Genomic DNA, 16,502 nt, shown 5'->3' on the forward strand with positions numbered 1-16,502 from the left:
CCTGCCCCGCCATGCGGGCCAGGGTGAACAACATCCACATGGTCGGCATCGGCGGCTCGGGCATGAACGGCATCGCCGAGGTGCTCATCAACATGGGCTTCAACGTGACCGGCTCGGACCTGGCCGCCTCGGCCGCGGTCCGTCGCCTCGAAAAACTCGGGGCCACGGTCTACATCGGCCACGGGGCCGACAACGTGGGCGACGCGGACGTGCTCATCAAGTCCACGGCCATCCCGGACCGGAACCCGGAGCTGGTGGCGGCCCGCGAGCGCGGCATCCCGATCATCCCGCGCGCCGAGATGCTGGCCGAGCTGATGCGCCTGAAGACCGGCATCGCCGTGGCCGGGACCCACGGCAAGACCACGACCACCTCGCTTCTGGCGACCATCTTCACCGAGGCGGGCCTGGACCCGACGGTCATCATCGGCGGGCGGCTGAACACCTACGGGGCCAACGCGCGGCTGGGCGAGGGCGACTACCTCATCGCCGAGGCCGACGAGTCGGACGGCTCCTTCCTGCGGCTGGCGCCGATCATCACCGTGGTCACGAACATCGACAAGGACCACATGGATTTCTACGACAACCAGGACGCCATCGACCTGTCGTTCATGCGCTTCATGAACTCCACGCCCTTCTACGGCATGAACGTGGTCTGCGGCGACGACGAGGGCGTGCAGCGGCTGCTCCCGCTGATCAAGCGGCCCTACCTGACCTACGGCCTGGGCAAGCAGAACAAGCTGCGGGGCGAGATCGTCAGCTCCCACCTGCGCTCCCTGTTCAAGGTCTGGCTGGACGGCGAGGAGTGGGGCGAGGTCACCGTGGCCCAGCCCGGCACGCACAACGTGCTCAACGCGCTGGCCTGCATCGGCGTGGCCCTGGAGGTCGGCCTGGACAAGGAGGAGATCATCCAGGGGCTGGGCAACTTCGGCGGCGTGGGGCGGCGCTTCGAGCGCAAGGGCGAGAAAAAGGGCGTCATCGTGGTCGACGACTACGGCCACCACCCGGCCGAGATCATGGCCAACCTGCGCACGGCCAAGGAGTGCTACCCGGACCGACGGCTGGTGGTCGCCTTCCAGCCTCACCGCTTCTCGCGCACCAAGGCCCTGTTCGGCGAATTCTGCAAGGCCTTCGGCGACGCGGACATCCTGCTCCTGACCGAGATCTATCCGGCCTCGGAGTCGCCCATTCCCGGCGTGTCCGGCCTGTCCCTGGCCCAGGGCATCAAGCAGGTCTCCGAGACCAAGGTCCAGTTCTTCCCGGACTTCGAGTCCCTGGAAAAGCGGCTCAAGGACCTCCTCCAGCCCGGCGACCTGTTCATGACCCAGGGCGCGGGCTCCATCTGGAAGATCGGCGAAAACTGGCTCGAACAGGCCGACGCGCCTGAAACCGGCAACGGAGACGAGGAGCTGTAGATGGCCCTGGAACTGACCGCCAACCCCCTGCTCTCGGAGCGGACCACCCTGCGCCTCGGCGGCCCCGCCGTGGTCGAGGCCGTGGTGCGCGGCGAGGCGGACCTTGACGATCTCTCCGCCTTTCTGGTCCGCGAGACCCTGCCACCCTTCGTCATCGGCGCGGGCAGCAACCTGCTGGCCACGGACGGTCCCCTGGAGCTGGCCCTGGTCCGCGTGGCCGACTGTCCGGGCCCGGAACGGGTGGAACGGGACGGCTCGACCCTGATCGTCCGCTGCGGCGCCGGGGTCCGGCTGCCCGGCCTGCTCGGCTGGGCGGAAAAGGCGGGCTTCAGCGGCCTGGAAGGCTTGACCGGCATCCCCGGCTCCGTGGGCGGGGCCGTGGCCATGAACGCGGGCTCCTACGGCGTGGAGTTCGGCGACCTGATCACCCGGGTGCGGGTCTGGACCCCGTCCGGCGGGCTCGCCTGGCTGGACCGCAACCAGTGCATCTTCGACTACCGCCACTTCTCCCCGGTCAAGCGGCCGGGCAAGTGCCTGGTCTGGGAGGTGGAGCTGGCCCTGCGCGAGTCCGAGCCCAAGGCGGTCCGCGCCGCCATGCGCGACGTCTACAGGAAGAAGAAGGCCACCCAGCCGGTCACGGCCCGGAGCGCTGGCTGCGTGTTCAGGAATCCGCCGGACAAGAGCGCGGGCAAACTCCTGGACAAGGCGGGCATGAAGGGCGTCCGGCTCGGGCACATGGCCTTCTCGGACGTGCACGCGAATTTTCTGGTCAACCTCGGGGGCGGCATCGCCGCCGACGCGCTGGAGCTCATGGACATGGGCCGTCGGCGCGTGGAGGAACAATTCGGCATAACTCTCGAACCGGAGGTCATCGTACTGTGAGCACCCTGACCATGGGCAAACAGAGCCGTCTGAACATCGGCGGAAAGCGCGCCGCGCGCGGCAACACCCGCAAGCGCAGGAAACCCGCCAACCCCCTGCTCATGCGGGACAACGCCCCGCGCAGGTTGGTCGGAGCGGGCCAGTTCATCATCCGCATGGTCATGCTCAGCCTGGTCCTGTCGCTCATCGCCGTGCTCGGCGTGGGGCTGCTCTACGGGTACCGCTACATCACAGCCCACCCCTATTTCGATCTCAAGGAGATCCGCGTGGCGGGCAACGACCGACTGAGCTACGAGACCGTGCTCAAGACCGCGGGCGTGCAGCCGGGCCTCAACTGCCTGGACATGAACGTGGGCGAGGTCAAGAACCGGCTGGACGCCAACCCGTGGATCGACTCCGTGACCGTGCGCCGCGAGCTGCCCGACCGGCTGCTCATCGACGTGCGCGAGAAGGTCCCGACCTTCTGGGTGCGCCAGGGCGACGGGCTGTACTTCGCCGACGCGCGCGGCCGGGTCATCGCGCCCATGCACCCAGGCGAGCAGGCCTCCCTGCCCATCCTGAGCGTGGCCGAGGACCTGCCCGACGGGCCCAAGGTGCTGTCCGGCATCCTCGAAAAGATGGCCTCGGGCGGGACCCCTTTCACCCAGGCCCAGACCGCCTGGATCAAGCTGACCAGCGCCCACGATCTCGAGATATACCTCGACGGCGCGGGCGAAGGCCGGGGGCTGACCGTGAAGCTGTCCATGGACCGCTGGGAGGTCCAGCTGGAACGGCTCAAGGTGGTCTGGCGCGACCTCATGCGGCGCAACGAATTCGACCAGGCCGCCATCATCGCGGCCAGCGGCGACAAGATCTGGATACAGAAGCGCGAGAACCCGGCAGCGGGCTAGGCGCAAAACCATATTTCACAGGGAACAACAGAGGAGTCAGCATGGCTAGAAACGATCTCATCGTGGGCCTGGACGTGGGCACCACCAAGATATGCACCGTGGTCGGCGAGGCCTCGGACAACGGCGTCGACATCATCGGCATCGGCACCGCCCCCTCCACGGGGCTGCGCCGGGGCGTGGTCGTCAACATCGAGAAGACCGTCCAGTGCATCAAGAAGTCCCTGGAGGACGCCGAACTCATGGCGGGCTGCGACATCCGCACCGTGTACGCGGGCATCGCGGGCAGCCACATCCAGGGGTTCAACTCCCACGGGGTCATCGCGGTCAAGGGCGGCGAAGTGACCCAGCGCGACGTGGACCGGGTCATCGAGGCGGCCAAGGCCATCGCCATCCCCATGGACCGCGAGGTGCTGCACACCCTGCCCCAGGAATTCATCGTGGACGACCAGCGCGGCATCGCCGACCCGCTCGGCATGGCCGGTGTCCGGCTGGAGGTCAAGGTCCACATCGTCACCGGCGCGGTGACCTCGGCCCAGAACATCATCCGCTCCTGCAACCGCTCGGGCCTGGACGTGTCCAACATCGTCCTGGAATCGCTGGCCTCGAGCAAGGCCGTGCTGTCGGCCGAGGAACGGGAGATCGGCGTGGCCCTGGTGGACATCGGCGGCGGGACCACGGACATCGCGGTCTTCTCCAAGGACTCCATCAAGCACACCAGCGTGCTGGCGCTCGGCGGCCACAACCTGACCAACGACATCGCCTACGGCCTCCGGACGCCCATGATGTCCGCCGAGAAGATCAAGATGGACTACGGCTGCGCCATGGCCGACCTGGTCACCAGCGAGGAGATCATCGAGGTCCCGAGCGTGGGCGGCCGCGAGTCACGGCGCATGAGCAAGCGCGTCCTGGCCGAGATATGCGAGCCCCGGTGCGAGGAGATTCTGGCCCTGGTGGACCAGGAGCTGATCAAGTCCGGGTTCAAGAACATGATCGCCGCCGGCGTGGTCCTGAACGGCGGCACGGTGCTCATCGACGGCATGCAGGAGCTGGCCGAGCAGATTTTCGATCTGCCCGTTCGCATCGGCGTGCCCGCGGAGGGCATCGGGGGGTTGGCCGAGGAAGTCAAGAGCCCCAAGTACGCCACGGCCGTGGGGCTGCTGCTCCACGGGGCCGAGGAGGAAGGACTGCACAAGAAGGTCCGGCCCTTCAAGATCCGCGACGATTCCGGCTTCGACCGCATCGTCGGCCGGATGAAGAAGTGGTTCTCGGACATCGCATAAACGAGGAATGATTTCGAGGATACAGGGAAACACGCAACAGGGAACTAACTGAGGAGGACACGGAAATGGAATATTTCGAAATCGAGCATGAATCCAACGCCAAGATCAAGGTCGTGGGCTGCGGCGGCGGCGGTGGAAACGCCGTCAACAACATGATCCAGTCCGCGCTCAAGGGCGTGAAATTCATCGTCGCCAACACCGACGCCCAGGACATCCACAAGTCCCTGGCCGAACACAAGATCCAGATCGGCGAGAAGCTGACCAAGGGGCTGGGCGCGGGCGCCAATCCCGAGATCGGCCGGTCCGCGGCCATGGAGTCCATGGACCAGATCCGCGAGGCCCTGGAGGGCTCGGACATGGTCTTCATCACCGCCGGCATGGGCGGCGGCACGGGCACCGGCTCCGCCCCGGTGGTGGCCCAGGTGGCCAAGGAACTGGGCGCGCTGACCGTGGGCGTGGTCACCAAGCCCTTCTACTTCGAGGGCAAACGCCGCCTGGAACAGGCCGAGGAAGGCACCCGCGCGCTGGCCGACGTGGTGGACTCCATCATCACCATCCCCAACGACCGTCTGCTCCAGCTGGCCGCCAAGAAGGCGTCCTTCTCCGACATGCTCAAGAAGGCCGATGAAGTCCTGTACTACGCGGTCAAGGGCATCGCCGACCTGATCACCGTGCACGGCCTGATCAACCTGGACTTCGCCGACGTCAAGGCGGCCATGTCCAACTCCGGCATGGCCCTCATGGGCACCGGCATCGCCTCGGGCGAGTCCCGGGCCAAGGAGGCGGCCATGAAGGCCATCACCTCCCCGCTGCTGGAGGACGTGTCCATCGAGGGTGCCAAGGGCGTGCTGATCAACATCACCTGCGGCCCGGACATGCTCATCGACGAGGTCTCCGAGGCCGCCGACATCATCTACAAGGAAGCCCACGACGACGCCGAGATCTTCTTCGGCACGGTCTTCGATCCGGACGCGGGCGACGAGATGCGCATCACGGTCATCGCCACGGGCATCGAGCCCGCCATGGAGGAACCCGAACCGGTCATGTCCAAGGCCGAACAGCAGAAGCTGCTGCTCCTCGGACCCCGGGGCGCGAACAAGGTCGCCGAGCAGCCGCGCCGCGCCGGGCACCAGCGGGTCCTGAACACGGACCGCAACATCCCGGCCTACCTGCGCAAGGCGGGCGGCGAACTGAACACCACGGAGTTGCCCACCCGGCAGGTCTCCCAGCGGGCGGCCATGGCCGGCCCCGGCGAGGAGGAATTCATCTTCGAGGAAGACAACCTCGACGTCCCCGCGTTCATCCGCAAGAACGTGGACTAGACGCATGATGCGGCGCGTGTAAGGGGGTGCCCCCATCGGTACCCGTACCCTGTATCATGGCGAGTCGGAGCCCAAGGCTCCCGACCTCGGAGGACGGCTGCCCGTGGCGCTGGCCGTCCCCGGAGGCGACAAGGCGGCTTTGTCCGCGCTCGGCTGGCAGTCCGTGTACCGGACCCTGGCCGAGGCGCCCGGACTGGCCGTGGAGCGGGTCTTTCCCGACAAGCTGGGAACCACCGAGGGACAGGAGCCCCGGACGCGCGAATCCAACAGCCCACTATCCTCATTCCCTGTAATAGCCTGGAGCATCACGTTCGAGGAGGATTTCCTCAGCCTTCCTCGAACGCTCCGGGCAGCGGGCGTTCCGCCGCTTGCGGCGGAACGCCCATCTCTGCCCCTGGTCGTGGCCGGGGGGCCCATCGCCTTTCTCAACCCCGCGCCCATCGCCCCCTTCGTGGACTGCTTCTGGGTGGGCGAGGCCGAGGAGCGCTTCCTCGATTTTTTCGAAACCCTGCGCAGGATGGTCTTTGACGGCGCGGACAAGGAGGCCATCCTCGACGCGGTCAAGGACATGCCGGGCGTGTACGCGCCGGGCCGCTCCAGGACTCCGGTCAAGCGCATCGTCTCGGGCGGGCCGGGGGTGCTGACCGACCCCGCCTTCTCCTGCTTCATCTCGGGCCGGGCCGCCTTCCGCGACACCCTGCTGCTCGAGGTCAACCGGGGCTGCCCCTACGGCTGCCGCTTCTGCGCCGCGGGCTACATCTACCGCCCGCCCCGCCACGCCGAGCTGGCCGAGCTCGAACGCATCGTGGAGCTGGCCGACCCGCCCAAGGTGGGGCTGGTGGGCACGGCCCTGACCGACTGGCCGGACCTGCTCCCCTTCCTCAAGTGGCTGCACGAACGCAAAAAGAAATTTTCGCTCTCGTCCATGCGCGCCGACGGCGTCACCGAGGAGCTGCTGGTCTACCTGCGCGAGCGCGGCATCCGGACCGTCACCCTGGCCCTCGAAGGGGCCTCGGAGCGGCTGCGCCGGATGATGAGCAAGAAGCTCGATCCGAACGACTTTCTCAACGCGGTCCGGCTGTGCGCCCGGTACGGCGTGAACCACCTGAAAATCTACATGATCGCGGGCTGGCCCGGCGAGACCGACGAGGACTACGCCGAGCTGGCCGGGTTCCTCGGCGAGATCGTGCGCATCCGCTCCGAGGAACCGGGCGGGCGCAAGAAGCAGTTCATGCGCATCACCATCGGGGTCAGCTCCCTGGTGCCCAAGCCCTTCACCCCGTTCCAGTGGGCCCCCATGCTCTCCGAGGACGCCCTGAACGCGCGCATGAAGTCCCTGGAAAAGCTGGTCAAGCCGTACAGGGGTGTGACCCTGCAACACGACGACCCGTTCCAGGCGCGGCTCCAGGGGCTGCTCGCGCGCGGCGGCGAGGAGCTGGCCGGGTTCATCCTCCTGGCCGCCGACCACGGCGGCTGGAAAAAGGCCCTCAAGCTGTGGGACGGCGACCCCGCCGCGATTCTCGACCGCGAGCGCGGCCGGGACGAGCCCTTCCCCTGGGAGGTCGTGGACATCGGCGTCCGGCGCGAACACCTGTGGAAGGAATGGGAGCGCGCCAAGGAAGCCCGCGTCACCCCCGGCTGCTCCCCCAACGGCTGCGCCCGGTGCGCTGGCTGCGGCATGGAAACGACCGCGCCCTAGCCCTTGGCGAAGCGGAGGGCAGCCCCGCCGCTTTTTCTCGCCCCCGGCACCCGATATGTGCTATTCTCCGGGCATTGGACTCTGTTCAAACCAAGGAGAACGCCATGAAGCAATTCCTCATCATATTGTCGTTGCTGCTGATTCCCTACACCGCCCTGGCCGCGTCCGGTCAATCGGTGGACTATGAGATCAACGGACAGACCTTTGAAGGATACTACGTCAGCCCGGCGGACAAGGCCCCGCTGGTCTTCCTGGTTCACGACTGGGACGGGCTGACCGACTATGAGGTCAAGCGGGCCAGGATGCTCGCGGACCTGGGCTACGCCGTGTTCGCCGTGGACCTGTTCGGCAAGGGCGTGCGACCCACGGAGACCGCCGACAAGAAGAAGCTGACCGGCGCGCTGTACGCGGACCGCCAGCTCATGCGCACGCGGCTCATGGCCGGGCTGAACAAGGCCGCCGACCTGGGGGCCAACCTGTCCGACGCCGTGGCCATGGGCTACTGCTTCGGCGGCACGGCGGTCCTGGAGCTGGCCCGGTCCGGGGTGAACCTCAAGGCCTTCGTGCCCTTCCACGGGGGCCTGGCCACGCCCGAGGGCCAGGACTACACGGCCGTCAAGGGATTCATCCTGGTCTTCCACGGCTCGGCGGACCAGTCCGTGCCCATGAGCCAGTTCGCGGCCCTGACCAACGAGCTGGAGGCCGCGCACATCCCCCACGAGATGACCACCTACTCCGGCGCACCCCACGCCTTCACGGTCTTCGGCTCGGACCGCTACCGCAAGGACGCGGACGAGAAGTCCTGGGCCCGATTCACGCAGTTCCTGGGCCAGACCCTGAAGTAGTCCCGCCCGGGACAACAAAAAGCCCTCCCCGTCGGCCGACGGGGAGGGCTTTGTCATTGCGTTGGGACGCGATCTACCAGGCGAAGAGCGGGAATTCGCGGGCGAACTCCTCGACTTCCTCGGCGATGCCGGCCAGGGCCTGGTCGTCGTTCATGTTGTCGAGCGCGGCCACGATGGCCTCGGCGACCACGATCATGTCCTCCTCGATCATGCCGCGGGTGGTCAGGGCCGGGGTGCCCAGCCGGATGCCCGAGGTCTGGAACGGGGACTTGGTCTCGAACGGGATGGTGTTCTTGTTGGCCGTGATGCCCGCCTTGTCCAGGGCGATCTGGGCGTCCTTGCCGGTGTAGTCCTTCTCGGACAGGTCAACCAGCATCATGTGGTTGTCCGTGCCACCGGAAACGAGCTTGTAGCCCGCCTCGGTCAGGGACGTGGCCAGCTGCTTGGCGTTCTTGACCACCTGCTGCTGGTACTCCACGAAACCGGGGGACAGGGCCTCGCCGAAGGCCACGGCCTTGGCCGCGATGACGTGCATGAGCGGGCCGCCCTGAATGCCGGGGAAGATGTTGGAGTTCAACTCCTGGCCCAGGTCCTCGGAGCTCAGGATCATGCCGCCGCGCGGGCCGCGCAGGGTCTTGTGGGTCGTGGTCGTGGTGTAGTGGGCGTATTCGATGCAGGACGGGTGCTCGCCCGCGGCGATCAGACCCGCGATGTGGGCCATATCGACCATGAGCTTGGCCCCGACCTCGTCGGCGATGGCCCGGAACCGGGGAAAGTCGATGATGCGCGGGTAGGCGGAAGCGCCCGCGATGATCATGGTCGGCCGGTGCTCCTTGGCCAGGGCCTCGACCGCGTCGTAGTCGATGGTCTGGGTCTCGCGGTCCACGCCGTAGTGCACCATGTTGAAGAGCTTGCCCGAAAAGTTCACCGGGGAACCGTGGGTCAGGTGGCCGCCGTGGGACAGGTCCATGCCCATCACGGTGTCGCCGGGCTTGCAGGCCGCGAAGTACACGGCCATGTTGGCCTGGGAGCCGGAATGGGGCTGGACGTTGGCGTAGGTCGCGCCGAACAGCTCCTTGGCGCGGTCGCGGGCCAGGTCCTCGACCTCATCCACGAACTCGCAGCCGCCGTACCACCGCTTGCCCGGATACCCCTCGGCGTATTTGTGGGTCATGACCGACCCCTGGGCCTGGCGCACGGCCGTGGACACGAAATTCTCGCTGGCGATGAGCTCCAGCTTGGAGACCTCGCGGTCAATCTCGTCGGCAATGGCGGCAGCAACCGCCGGGTCCTGGATAAACAGCTCTTCCATGGTGATATCCTCGTTGAGTAAAATGTGGATGCGAATGGCTTCCCAGCCCAAGCGGGGACTCGGGCGATCCTCGCGCCACCTCGACGGTCACGGCTTTTTCACCGCTCCCGGCAGGCGCTCCCGCCGTGCCCCGTGCACTGGAGATCCGTCCTTATATCAATACGGAACACTCGTTCAAGCTGTCCCGGTTGTGCCGTCGGGAGGGAGGAATGCCTCCGGCGGCCAGGGCGCTGCCCTGGACCCGCTCAAGAACCTTTTGGAAAAGGTTCTTGAGAATCTCCAAAACTTTTTATCGCCGCTTCGCGGGGTGCGGCGGCCACCCTTACGCCCGCCCCTTGTATCCGGCATATAGACGGTTAGGCAAGAACGTTTGGACCAAAATCCGAATTTCCTTCACCCCGCCGCCGGAGACTCCAACAAAAAAGGGCCGCTTGAGCGGCCCTTTTGCGATCGATGATCGTCGGTTATCCGGCGAACCGTTTGAACAGGACGCAGGCGTTGGTGCCGCCGAAGCCGAAGGAGTTGGACAGGGCGTATTCGGCCTGCATCTCCCGCGGTCCGTCGGCGCAGACGTCGAGGTCGCATTCGGGGTCCGGGTTGTCGCGGTTCATGGTGCCGGGGATGATGCCCTCGGCCAGAGTCTTGACCGCGAAGACCGCTTCCACGCCGCCCGCCGCGCCGAGCAGGTGCCCGATCTGGGACTTGTTGGCGCAGATCTTGATGTCGTAGGCGTGGTCGCCGAAAACCTTCTTGATGGCCCGGGTCTCGCAGAGGTCGTTCAGATAGGTGGAGGTCCCGTGGGCGTTGATGTGGTCGATGGCCGAGGGATCGACCTTGGCCTCGCGCAGGGCGGCGGCCATGGCGTAGGCCATGCCGGAGCCGTCCTCGGGCGGGGCGGTCATGTGGTAGGCGTCGCCGGACGCGCCGTAGCCGACCACTTCGGCCAGAATCCTGGCGCCGCGCGCCCGGGCATGCTCCAGGGACTCCAGGAGCAGCAGGCCGCAGCCCTCGCCCATGACGAAGCCGGAGCGGTCCTTGTCGAAGGGACGCGAGGCCTTTTCGGGCTCGTCGTTGCGCACGGACAACGCCTTCATGGCGTTGAACCCGGCCACAGCCAGGTGGGAAATGGTCGATTCGGCCCCGCCGCAGATCATGGCGTCCACGCGGCCCATGGCGATGTCCGTATAGGCCGTGCCGATGCCGTGGGTGCCGGAGGCGCAGGCCGTGGTGGTGCAGATGTTCGGCCCCATGGCGCCGGTCTCGATGGACACCTGCCCGGCGGCCATGTTGGCGATGATGATGGGGATGAAGAAGGGCGACACCTTTTTGGGGCCGCGCTTCAGCAGCTTCTCGTGGCATTCCTCGATGCTTTCGAGGCCGCCGAGGCCGACGCCGATGATGGTCCCGACGCGGGGGCGCTCCTCCTCGGGAATGGTCCAGCCCGCATCCTGAAGGAGCATGCGCGAGGCGGCCACCGCGTACTGGGTGAACGTCTCCATGCGCTTGACTTCCTTCTTGCCGATGTACTGCTCGGGATCGAATCCCTTGACCTCGCCCGCGATGGTCGTGGCGTAGTCCGTGGTGTCGAACTTGGTGATCTGGCCGATGCCGGATTTTCCGGCCAGGAGGTTCTGCCAGCTGGTCTCGACGTCATTGCCAAGCGGCGTGACGGCGGCAACACTGGTAACAACTACCCTGTTCATAGTACCTGCCCGTTAAATCTATTTTGTACAACAAAAGGAGCGTCTTACACCGCCATGGTGCGTAAGACGCTCACAATGATATGGACGTTGGTTCCGTCAAGCCTACAGGGCCTTTTCGATGTGCGAAATGGCGTCGCCGACCTTGAGGATCTTCTGGGCCTCTTCGTCATCGATCTCCAGGTCGAATTCCTCTTCCATGGCCATGATCAGTTCGGTCAGGTCCAGGGAATCGGCGCCCAGGTCTTCGACAAACGCGGCGCTCTCGACGACTTCGTCTTCGGACACACCCAGCTGATCCACGATGATCTCTTTCACTTTCGTTGCTACGTCGGACATGATTTCCTCCACTACACAAATGAGTTTTTTTCTTGATTACATGTACATGCCGCCATTCACGCCCAGCACCTGGCCGGTGATGTACCCGGCTCCGGGGCCGGCCAGGAAGGAGACGGCGGCCGCGATATCCCCGGACTGCCCGAGGGTTTTTAATGGAATTTGTTCGAGCATGGCTTCGACCACCTTTTCGGGCAGTGCCGCAGTCATGTCGGTCTCGATGAAGCCCGGGGCCACGGCGTTGACCGTGATGTTGCGCCCGGCCAGTTCGCGGGCGGCGGACTTGGTCAGGCCGATGAGGCCCGCCTTGGCCGCGGCGTAGTTGGCCTGGCCCGCGTTGCCCATCTGGCCGACCACGGAGGTGATGTTGACGATCCGGCCGAAGCGCTGCCGGCCCATGATCTTGGACGCCTCCTTGAGGAAGACGAAGCAGCCGGTCAGGTTGATCTCGATGACCTTGTCCCAGTCCTCGTCCTTCATGCGCATCATCAGGCCGTCGCGGGTGATGCCCGCGTTGTTGACCAGGACCGCGAGCTCGACCTTGCCCTTGATCTCGTCGGCGAAGAAGGCGGCCACGGCCTCGCGGTCGCCGGAATCGAGCTGGAAGGCGCGGGCCTTGCCGCCCGCCGCCTCGATGGTCTTGACCACTTCCTCGGCGGCCTCGGGACGGCTCACGTAGGTCAGATAGACCTCGAAGCCGTCGGCGGCCAGCCTCTCGGCCACGGTGCGGCCGATGCCTCGGGAACCGCCCGTAACCAGGGCGACATTGGGAAGATCGCTCATCGAATACCCTCGTGTCGTTCGCTTGTGGTCAGGACCCAATATACCAATTGGTCACGGACTGCAAATTGGCCTTCGGATCGTAACCAGAAAGTTTATTCCCCATCCGCCCGCAAAAAGCAAACAAACAGGTGTTTCAAAATCCTAGAACCGAATCAGGGCCGCGCCCCAGGTGAACCCCCCGCCGAAGGCCGGGATGAGGACCAGGTTGCCCGGCTTGATGAAACCGGTGTGCACGGCTTCGGCCAGGGCCACGGGGATGGCCGAGGCGGAGGTGTTGCCGTACTTGTGGATGTTGGAAAAGACGCGTTCCTCGGGGATGTCGAAACGGCGGCCCACGGCGTCGATGATGCGGTAGTTGGCCTGGTGCGGCAGGAGCACGTCCACGTCGGACTTCGCGAGCCCGTTGCGTTCGAGGATGGCCTCGGAGATGTCGGTCATGCTGCGCACGGCGTGCTTGAAGACCTCGCGGCCCTGGAACTCGACGAAATATTCCGGCCCAACGGCCTCGCCCAGCTTGTAGGAGTAGGCCGAGCCGCCGCCGTTGACCGTGAGCAGGTCGCCGAGGGACCCGTCGGCGGCGAGCATGATGTCCAGGACCTCGGGGCCGTCGCCGGGCTCGCCGGCGGTCAGGACCGCCGCCCCGGAGGCGTCGCCGAACAGGACGCAGGTGGCCCGGTCCTCCCAGTTCATACGCCGGGTGACGACCTCGCTGGCGACCACCAGGATCTTGGCCTTGGGCTCCAGGCAGAGCAGGCCGCGCGCGGTCTGCAGGGCGTACAGGAAGCCGGAGCAGGCGGCGGCCACGTCCATGCACATCTGCCCGGTGATGCCGAACTTCTCCTGCAACCGGCAGGCGGCGGACGGGATCATGGAGTCCGGAGTGAAGGTGGCGCAGAGGATGTGGGTCAGCTCCGAGGGGTCGATGCCCGCCTCGGCCAGGGCCTGCTTGGAGGACTCGAAGGCCATGTCGGAAGAGGCCTCGCCCTCGGCGGCCACGTGCCGTTCCTTGATCCCGGTGCGGGTGGTGATCCACTCGTCCGAGGTGTCTACGATCTTTTCAAGATCGGCGTTGGTCAGGACCTTTTCAGGTGCGTACAGGCCAAAGCCGCGAAGGATGAAACTGGTCATGGGATGGGTGTTTATGCCAATGGTAAGGCGCGGTCAAGCTGCGCAAGATTTTTCACATCCCGCGGGGTGCGGGAGGCGTCAGGCCGCGTTCCTGTCGGGCTTGGCGGCCAGTTCCTTGTGGGCGGCCAGCCCCTCGGCCAGGTGGCCGTGGACATTGTTGCGCACGCTGGTGGCGGCCATACGGATGCAGTTGGTCACGGCCAGTTCGTTGGACTTGCCGTGGGCCACGATGACGATGTCGCGCAGGCCGAGCAGGGGCGCTCCGCCGTATTCGGCGTAGTCCACGAGCTTCTTGAACCGCTTGAACGCCCCGAAGGAGAGCAGCGTGCCGAGCATGGACAGCCAGCTCGACTTGAGTTCGTCCTTGAGGATGCGGCTCAGGGAGCGGGCCAGCCCCTCGGAGAGCTTCAGGGCCACGTTGCCCACAAAGCCGTCGCAGACCACGATGTCCACCTCGCCGGTGAAGATGTCGCGGCCCTCGACGTTGCCGATGAAACGCAGTTGGGAGCGCTTGAAGAGCTCGAAACCCTCGCGCACGGCGGCGTTGCCCTTGCCCTCCTCCTCGCCGATGGACAGGATGCCCACGGACGGGTTGTCGAAGCCCAGGACGTGCCGGGCCAGGACGTCGGCCATGAGGCCGAACTGGAGCAGGTGCTGGGGCTTGGAGTCCACGTTGGCCCCCACGTCGATGAGCACCACGGGCTTCTTCTCGGTGGGCATGATGCCCGCCAGGGCCGGGCGCAGGACGCCGGGAATGCGGCCCAGGACGAACATGCCGCAGGCCACGGTGGCCCCGGAATGTCCGGCCGAGACCACGCCGTGGGCGCGGCCTTCCTTGACCAGGCGGCAGGCCACCTGGATGGAGGAGTCCTTCTTGCGTCTGAGCGCGTCGGCGGGCTTGTCGTCCATCTCGACCACCTGGGAGGCATGGACGATCTCGATGTCCAGCCCCTTGGCGTCGAGCTTGTCCAGCTCGGCCCGGACGCGCTCCTCGTCGCCGACGAGCACGATGGAGATGCCTTCGCGCGCGGCGGCCACCGCGGCGGGCACAACGATGCGGGGCCCGTAATCGCCCCCCATGGCGTCCACGGCGATGCGCGGCGCCAGAATCGGCTCGTTGCTAGGCATCTTCGCCGTCGATCACCTGACGGCCCTTGTAGGTGCCGCAGACGGAACAGGCGCGATGGGGCAGAGTGGGTTCACCGCACTCGCAGTAGATGACGTTCGGAGTGGCGACCTTGTCGTGGGCGCGGCGCATTCCCTTGCGGGACTTGGACGTTCTTTTCTTGGGGACAGCCATGATATATACCTCGTATTGATTTGTTCTCAACCATATGCCGCGAAGCATGACTCCGGGCAAGGGGCGTTACTTTATCTTCAAGTCGCGGAAAACCGCAAGCCTTTCGTCGCCCTCTTCCGGCTGGCAGGTGCACTGGCCGGTATTGAGGTTGGCGCCGCAGCCGGGGCAGATGCCCGCGCACTCCTCGGAGCACAGGGGCTTGAACGGCAGGGCCAGGGCGAACTCCTCCCAGAGGATGGCGCCTATGTCGAGCTGCAGGAGGCCGTTCTCCACGCGCATGCGCGGCTCGCCATCGCTCTCCCCGCCGTCGGGCAGTTGCTCGAAGGCGTCGAACTGCGCCTCGATGGCGTAGTCGAAATACTCGGCGCAGCGGTCGCAGGCGAGCTGCACGGAGCCGGTGAGCGTGCCGCGCACCAGGGCCCCGTCGTCGGACTGGGGCAGGACCGAAAACTCGGCCACCAGGTCGCGGCCGGGCCTGAGGTCCAGCTTGAACCGACGCCACGCATCGCGCCAGAAGTCCTGATCGTCGAAGGTGAAGTCCTTGCCCTCTGCGGCAATATCGCTGATCGTCAGCCAGTTCTCGACCATGATGTTCTCCGTGTTCACCGCCCGGCTCCGAGGCCGGACAACCGGTGCTTCCTATATGGTAATAAAATCCCCTGTCAAGAAAAAAACCCTTGCCATTTGTCGCGGGGCTCGGTAAGGATTCTCTCCCGCCGCTCGGAGAAGCTACCATGATCCGGCGACGCTGAACAAACGAAAACGAACTATTTCCTTAAGAATACACCAGGAGGTCGCAATGTCCCAGGTTTGCGATATTTGTGGAAAGGGTCCCCAGACCGGCAACAACGTCAGCCACTCCCACATCAAGACCAAGCGCCGCTTCATGCCCAATCTGCAGAAGGTGCGCCACCAGCTTGAGTCCGGCCAGGTCGTGTCCATCAAGGCCTGCACCCGCTGCATCCGCAACGGCGCCGTGGTCAAGCCCGTCGCCAACAAGACGACCGAATCCTAGGCCGCCACACTTTTCGAGTGCAAGAAGTTGCCGCCGACACGAATCGGCGGCAACTTTTTTGCGTCCCGTGACCGGCGCGGCCCGACGCATCGCGCCGCTCCGCCGTTCCCATCCCCGACTCGCCCGGCCCCACCTCTCCCTGTGCAGAATTTTTCCGGCCGGGGGCGCAAATGATTGCACATTTGCACTTTTCCCGTCATCGCCTGTTTCAATCAACACCCTGAAATAACAGCTTAACCCATTTGGCACGCTCCATGCTTTTCCCAGGGCAAACACGCTCTGGAGGCATCATGGATTATTTCACTGCATTCGGGAACTGGTGTCCCGGTCCGGGACTGTGGCACGGCGGAGGGTTCGGGGGCTGGGCCGGGTCCATGGGCATGGGCTTCGGTTTTCCCTTCGGAGGAATTATCCAGCTGTTGATCCTCGGCCTGATCGTCTATTTCACGGTGCGCCTGTTCCGCAGACCCGCCACACACTCGGGACCGGGCACGCCGCAGGATGTCCTCAAGCGCCGCTACGCCTCCGGCGAGATCGACCGGGAGACGTACCGCGCCATGAAGGATGAGCTCGGCAACAGCTAGGACATACACACCTC

At 65.6% G+C, this 16,502-nt stretch carries 17 protein-coding genes; 9 read left to right on the top strand and 8 right to left on the bottom strand.

The genetic code is table 11. The features are described from left to right. The first annotated feature begins 11 nt into the window (after positions 1 to 11). The 7 genes from murC to DND132_RS08355 all read left to right on the top strand — a co-directional run bounded on the left by murC (position 12) and on the right by DND132_RS08355 (position 8,330). Positions 12 to 1,412 carry a UDP-N-acetylmuramate--L-alanine ligase gene (gene murC, locus DND132_RS08325; protein WP_041916015.1) on the top strand — a complete coding sequence of 467 codons (1,401 nt, stop codon included), beginning with the start codon at positions 12 to 14 and terminating at the stop codon, positions 1,410 to 1,412. Next, positions 1,413 to 2,294 (top strand): UDP-N-acetylmuramate dehydrogenase, encoded by an 882-nt coding sequence (murB, locus tag DND132_RS08330; RefSeq protein ID WP_014322282.1) that lies wholly within the window; start codon positions 1,413 to 1,415, stop codon positions 2,292 to 2,294. It abuts the gene before it with no gap. After that, positions 2,291 to 3,184, top strand: coding sequence for a cell division protein FtsQ/DivIB (locus DND132_RS08335; RefSeq protein WP_014322283.1), 894 nt, complete (start codon positions 2,291 to 2,293; stop codon positions 3,182 to 3,184). The genes murB and DND132_RS08335 overlap by 4 nt, the downstream gene beginning before the upstream one ends. Positions 3,185 to 3,225: 41 nt before the next feature. Continuing rightward, positions 3,226 to 4,464 (top strand): cell division protein FtsA, encoded by a 1,239-nt coding sequence (gene ftsA / locus DND132_RS08340; protein ID WP_014322284.1) that lies wholly within the window; start codon positions 3,226 to 3,228, stop codon positions 4,462 to 4,464. A gap of 65 nt (positions 4,465 to 4,529) precedes the next feature. Further along, complete coding sequence (ftsZ, locus tag DND132_RS08345; protein ID WP_014322285.1) at positions 4,530 to 5,786, top strand: cell division protein FtsZ; 1,257 nt, start codon at positions 4,530 to 4,532, stop codon at positions 5,784 to 5,786. Positions 5,787 to 5,820: 34 nt separating this feature from the next. After that, positions 5,821 to 7,485, top strand: coding sequence for a radical SAM protein (locus tag DND132_RS08350; protein WP_014322286.1), 1,665 nt, complete (start codon positions 5,821 to 5,823; stop codon positions 7,483 to 7,485). 104 nt (positions 7,486 to 7,589) lie between these two features. Next, positions 7,590 to 8,330, top strand: coding sequence for a dienelactone hydrolase family protein (locus tag DND132_RS08355; protein ID WP_014322287.1), 741 nt, complete (start codon positions 7,590 to 7,592; stop codon positions 8,328 to 8,330). A gap of 73 nt (positions 8,331 to 8,403) precedes the next feature. On the opposite strand, the gene glyA is transcribed toward DND132_RS08355, so the two are convergent. The 8 genes from glyA to DND132_RS08395 all read right to left on the bottom strand — a co-directional run bounded on the left by glyA (position 8,404) and on the right by DND132_RS08395 (position 15,495). Continuing rightward, complete coding sequence (glyA, locus tag DND132_RS08360) at positions 8,404 to 9,642, bottom strand: serine hydroxymethyltransferase (protein ID WP_014322288.1); 1,239 nt, start codon at positions 9,640 to 9,642, stop codon at positions 8,404 to 8,406. A gap of 464 nt (positions 9,643 to 10,106) precedes the next feature. Further along, positions 10,107 to 11,345 carry a beta-ketoacyl-ACP synthase II gene (fabF, locus tag DND132_RS08365; protein WP_014322289.1) on the bottom strand — a complete coding sequence of 413 codons (1,239 nt, stop codon included), beginning with the start codon at positions 11,343 to 11,345 and terminating at the stop codon, positions 10,107 to 10,109. A 102-nt stretch (positions 11,346 to 11,447) separates the two neighbouring features. After that, positions 11,448 to 11,681, bottom strand: a complete 234-nt coding sequence (locus DND132_RS08370) for an acyl carrier protein (RefSeq protein ID WP_014322290.1) — start codon at positions 11,679 to 11,681, stop codon at positions 11,448 to 11,450. Positions 11,682 to 11,717: 36 nt separating this feature from the next. Next, positions 11,718 to 12,461 carry a 3-oxoacyl-[acyl-carrier-protein] reductase gene (gene fabG / locus DND132_RS08375; protein WP_014322291.1) on the bottom strand — a complete coding sequence of 248 codons (744 nt, stop codon included), beginning with the start codon at positions 12,459 to 12,461 and terminating at the stop codon, positions 11,718 to 11,720. 141 nt (positions 12,462 to 12,602) lie between these two features. Further along, positions 12,603 to 13,589 carry a beta-ketoacyl-ACP synthase III gene (locus tag DND132_RS08380; protein WP_014322292.1) on the bottom strand — a complete coding sequence of 329 codons (987 nt, stop codon included), beginning with the start codon at positions 13,587 to 13,589 and terminating at the stop codon, positions 12,603 to 12,605. Between the two features lie 78 nt (positions 13,590 to 13,667). Continuing rightward, entirely contained in the window at positions 13,668 to 14,717 is a 1,050-nt protein-coding gene (plsX, locus tag DND132_RS08385) for a phosphate acyltransferase PlsX (RefSeq protein ID WP_014322293.1), read from the bottom strand. Further along, the gene (gene rpmF / locus DND132_RS08390; protein ID WP_014322294.1) at positions 14,710 to 14,889 is read right to left on the bottom strand and encodes a 50S ribosomal protein L32; all 180 of its coding nucleotides are present in this window, start codon (positions 14,887 to 14,889) and stop codon (positions 14,710 to 14,712) included. Before rpmF ends, plsX begins: the two co-directional genes overlap by 8 nt. A gap of 66 nt (positions 14,890 to 14,955) precedes the next feature. Continuing rightward, positions 14,956 to 15,495 carry a YceD family protein gene (locus DND132_RS08395; protein WP_014322295.1) on the bottom strand — a complete coding sequence of 180 codons (540 nt, stop codon included), beginning with the start codon at positions 15,493 to 15,495 and terminating at the stop codon, positions 14,956 to 14,958. A 193-nt stretch (positions 15,496 to 15,688) separates the two neighbouring features. Between DND132_RS08395 and rpmB the strand changes: the two genes are divergently transcribed. Next, positions 15,689 to 15,904 (top strand): 50S ribosomal protein L28, encoded by a 216-nt coding sequence (gene rpmB / locus DND132_RS08400; protein ID WP_014322296.1) that lies wholly within the window; start codon positions 15,689 to 15,691, stop codon positions 15,902 to 15,904. A gap of 290 nt (positions 15,905 to 16,194) precedes the next feature. Then, entirely contained in the window at positions 16,195 to 16,488 is a 294-nt protein-coding gene (locus DND132_RS08405) for an SHOCT domain-containing protein (protein WP_014322297.1), read from the top strand. Positions 16,489 to 16,502 lie beyond the last annotated feature (14 nt).

Origin of the sequence: Pseudodesulfovibrio mercurii (genome assembly GCF_000189295.2) — a bacterium.
GTDB classification, from domain to species: domain Bacteria; phylum Desulfobacterota; class Desulfovibrionia; order Desulfovibrionales; family Desulfovibrionaceae; genus Pseudodesulfovibrio; species Pseudodesulfovibrio mercurii.

Bases quoted from the DNA above. Each gene is read 5' to 3' on its own strand.
- rpmF (WP_014322294.1), bottom strand. From the start codon at position 14,889: ATGGCTGTCCCCAAGAAAAGAACGTCCAAGTCCCGCAAGGGAATGCGC.
- rpmB (WP_014322296.1), top strand. From the start codon at position 15,689: ATGTCCCAGGTTTGCGATATTTGTGGAAAGGGTCCCCAGACCGGCAAC.
- DND132_RS08405 (WP_014322297.1), top strand. From the start codon at position 16,195: ATGGATTATTTCACTGCATTCGGGAACTGGTGTCCCGGTCCGGGACTG.
- ftsZ (WP_014322285.1), top strand. From the start codon at position 4,530: ATGGAATATTTCGAAATCGAGCATGAATCCAACGCCAAGATCAAGGTC.
- DND132_RS08355 (WP_014322287.1), top strand. From the start codon at position 7,590: ATGAAGCAATTCCTCATCATATTGTCGTTGCTGCTGATTCCCTACACC.
- glyA (WP_014322288.1), bottom strand. From the start codon at position 9,642: ATGGAAGAGCTGTTTATCCAGGACCCGGCGGTTGCTGCCGCCATTGCC.
- murB (WP_014322282.1), top strand. From the start codon at position 1,413: ATGGCCCTGGAACTGACCGCCAACCCCCTGCTCTCGGAGCGGACCACC.
- DND132_RS08380 (WP_014322292.1), bottom strand. From the start codon at position 13,589: ATGACCAGTTTCATCCTTCGCGGCTTTGGCCTGTACGCACCTGAAAAG.
- DND132_RS08370 (WP_014322290.1), bottom strand. From the start codon at position 11,681: ATGTCCGACGTAGCAACGAAAGTGAAAGAGATCATCGTGGATCAGCTG.
- ftsA (WP_014322284.1), top strand. From the start codon at position 3,226: ATGGCTAGAAACGATCTCATCGTGGGCCTGGACGTGGGCACCACCAAG.
- plsX (WP_014322293.1), bottom strand. From the start codon at position 14,717: ATGCCTAGCAACGAGCCGATTCTGGCGCCGCGCATCGCCGTGGACGCC.
- fabF (WP_014322289.1), bottom strand. From the start codon at position 11,345: ATGAACAGGGTAGTTGTTACCAGTGTTGCCGCCGTCACGCCGCTTGGC.
- fabG (WP_014322291.1), bottom strand. From the start codon at position 12,461: ATGAGCGATCTTCCCAATGTCGCCCTGGTTACGGGCGGTTCCCGAGGC.
- murC (WP_041916015.1), top strand. From the start codon at position 12: ATGCGGGCCAGGGTGAACAACATCCACATGGTCGGCATCGGCGGCTCG.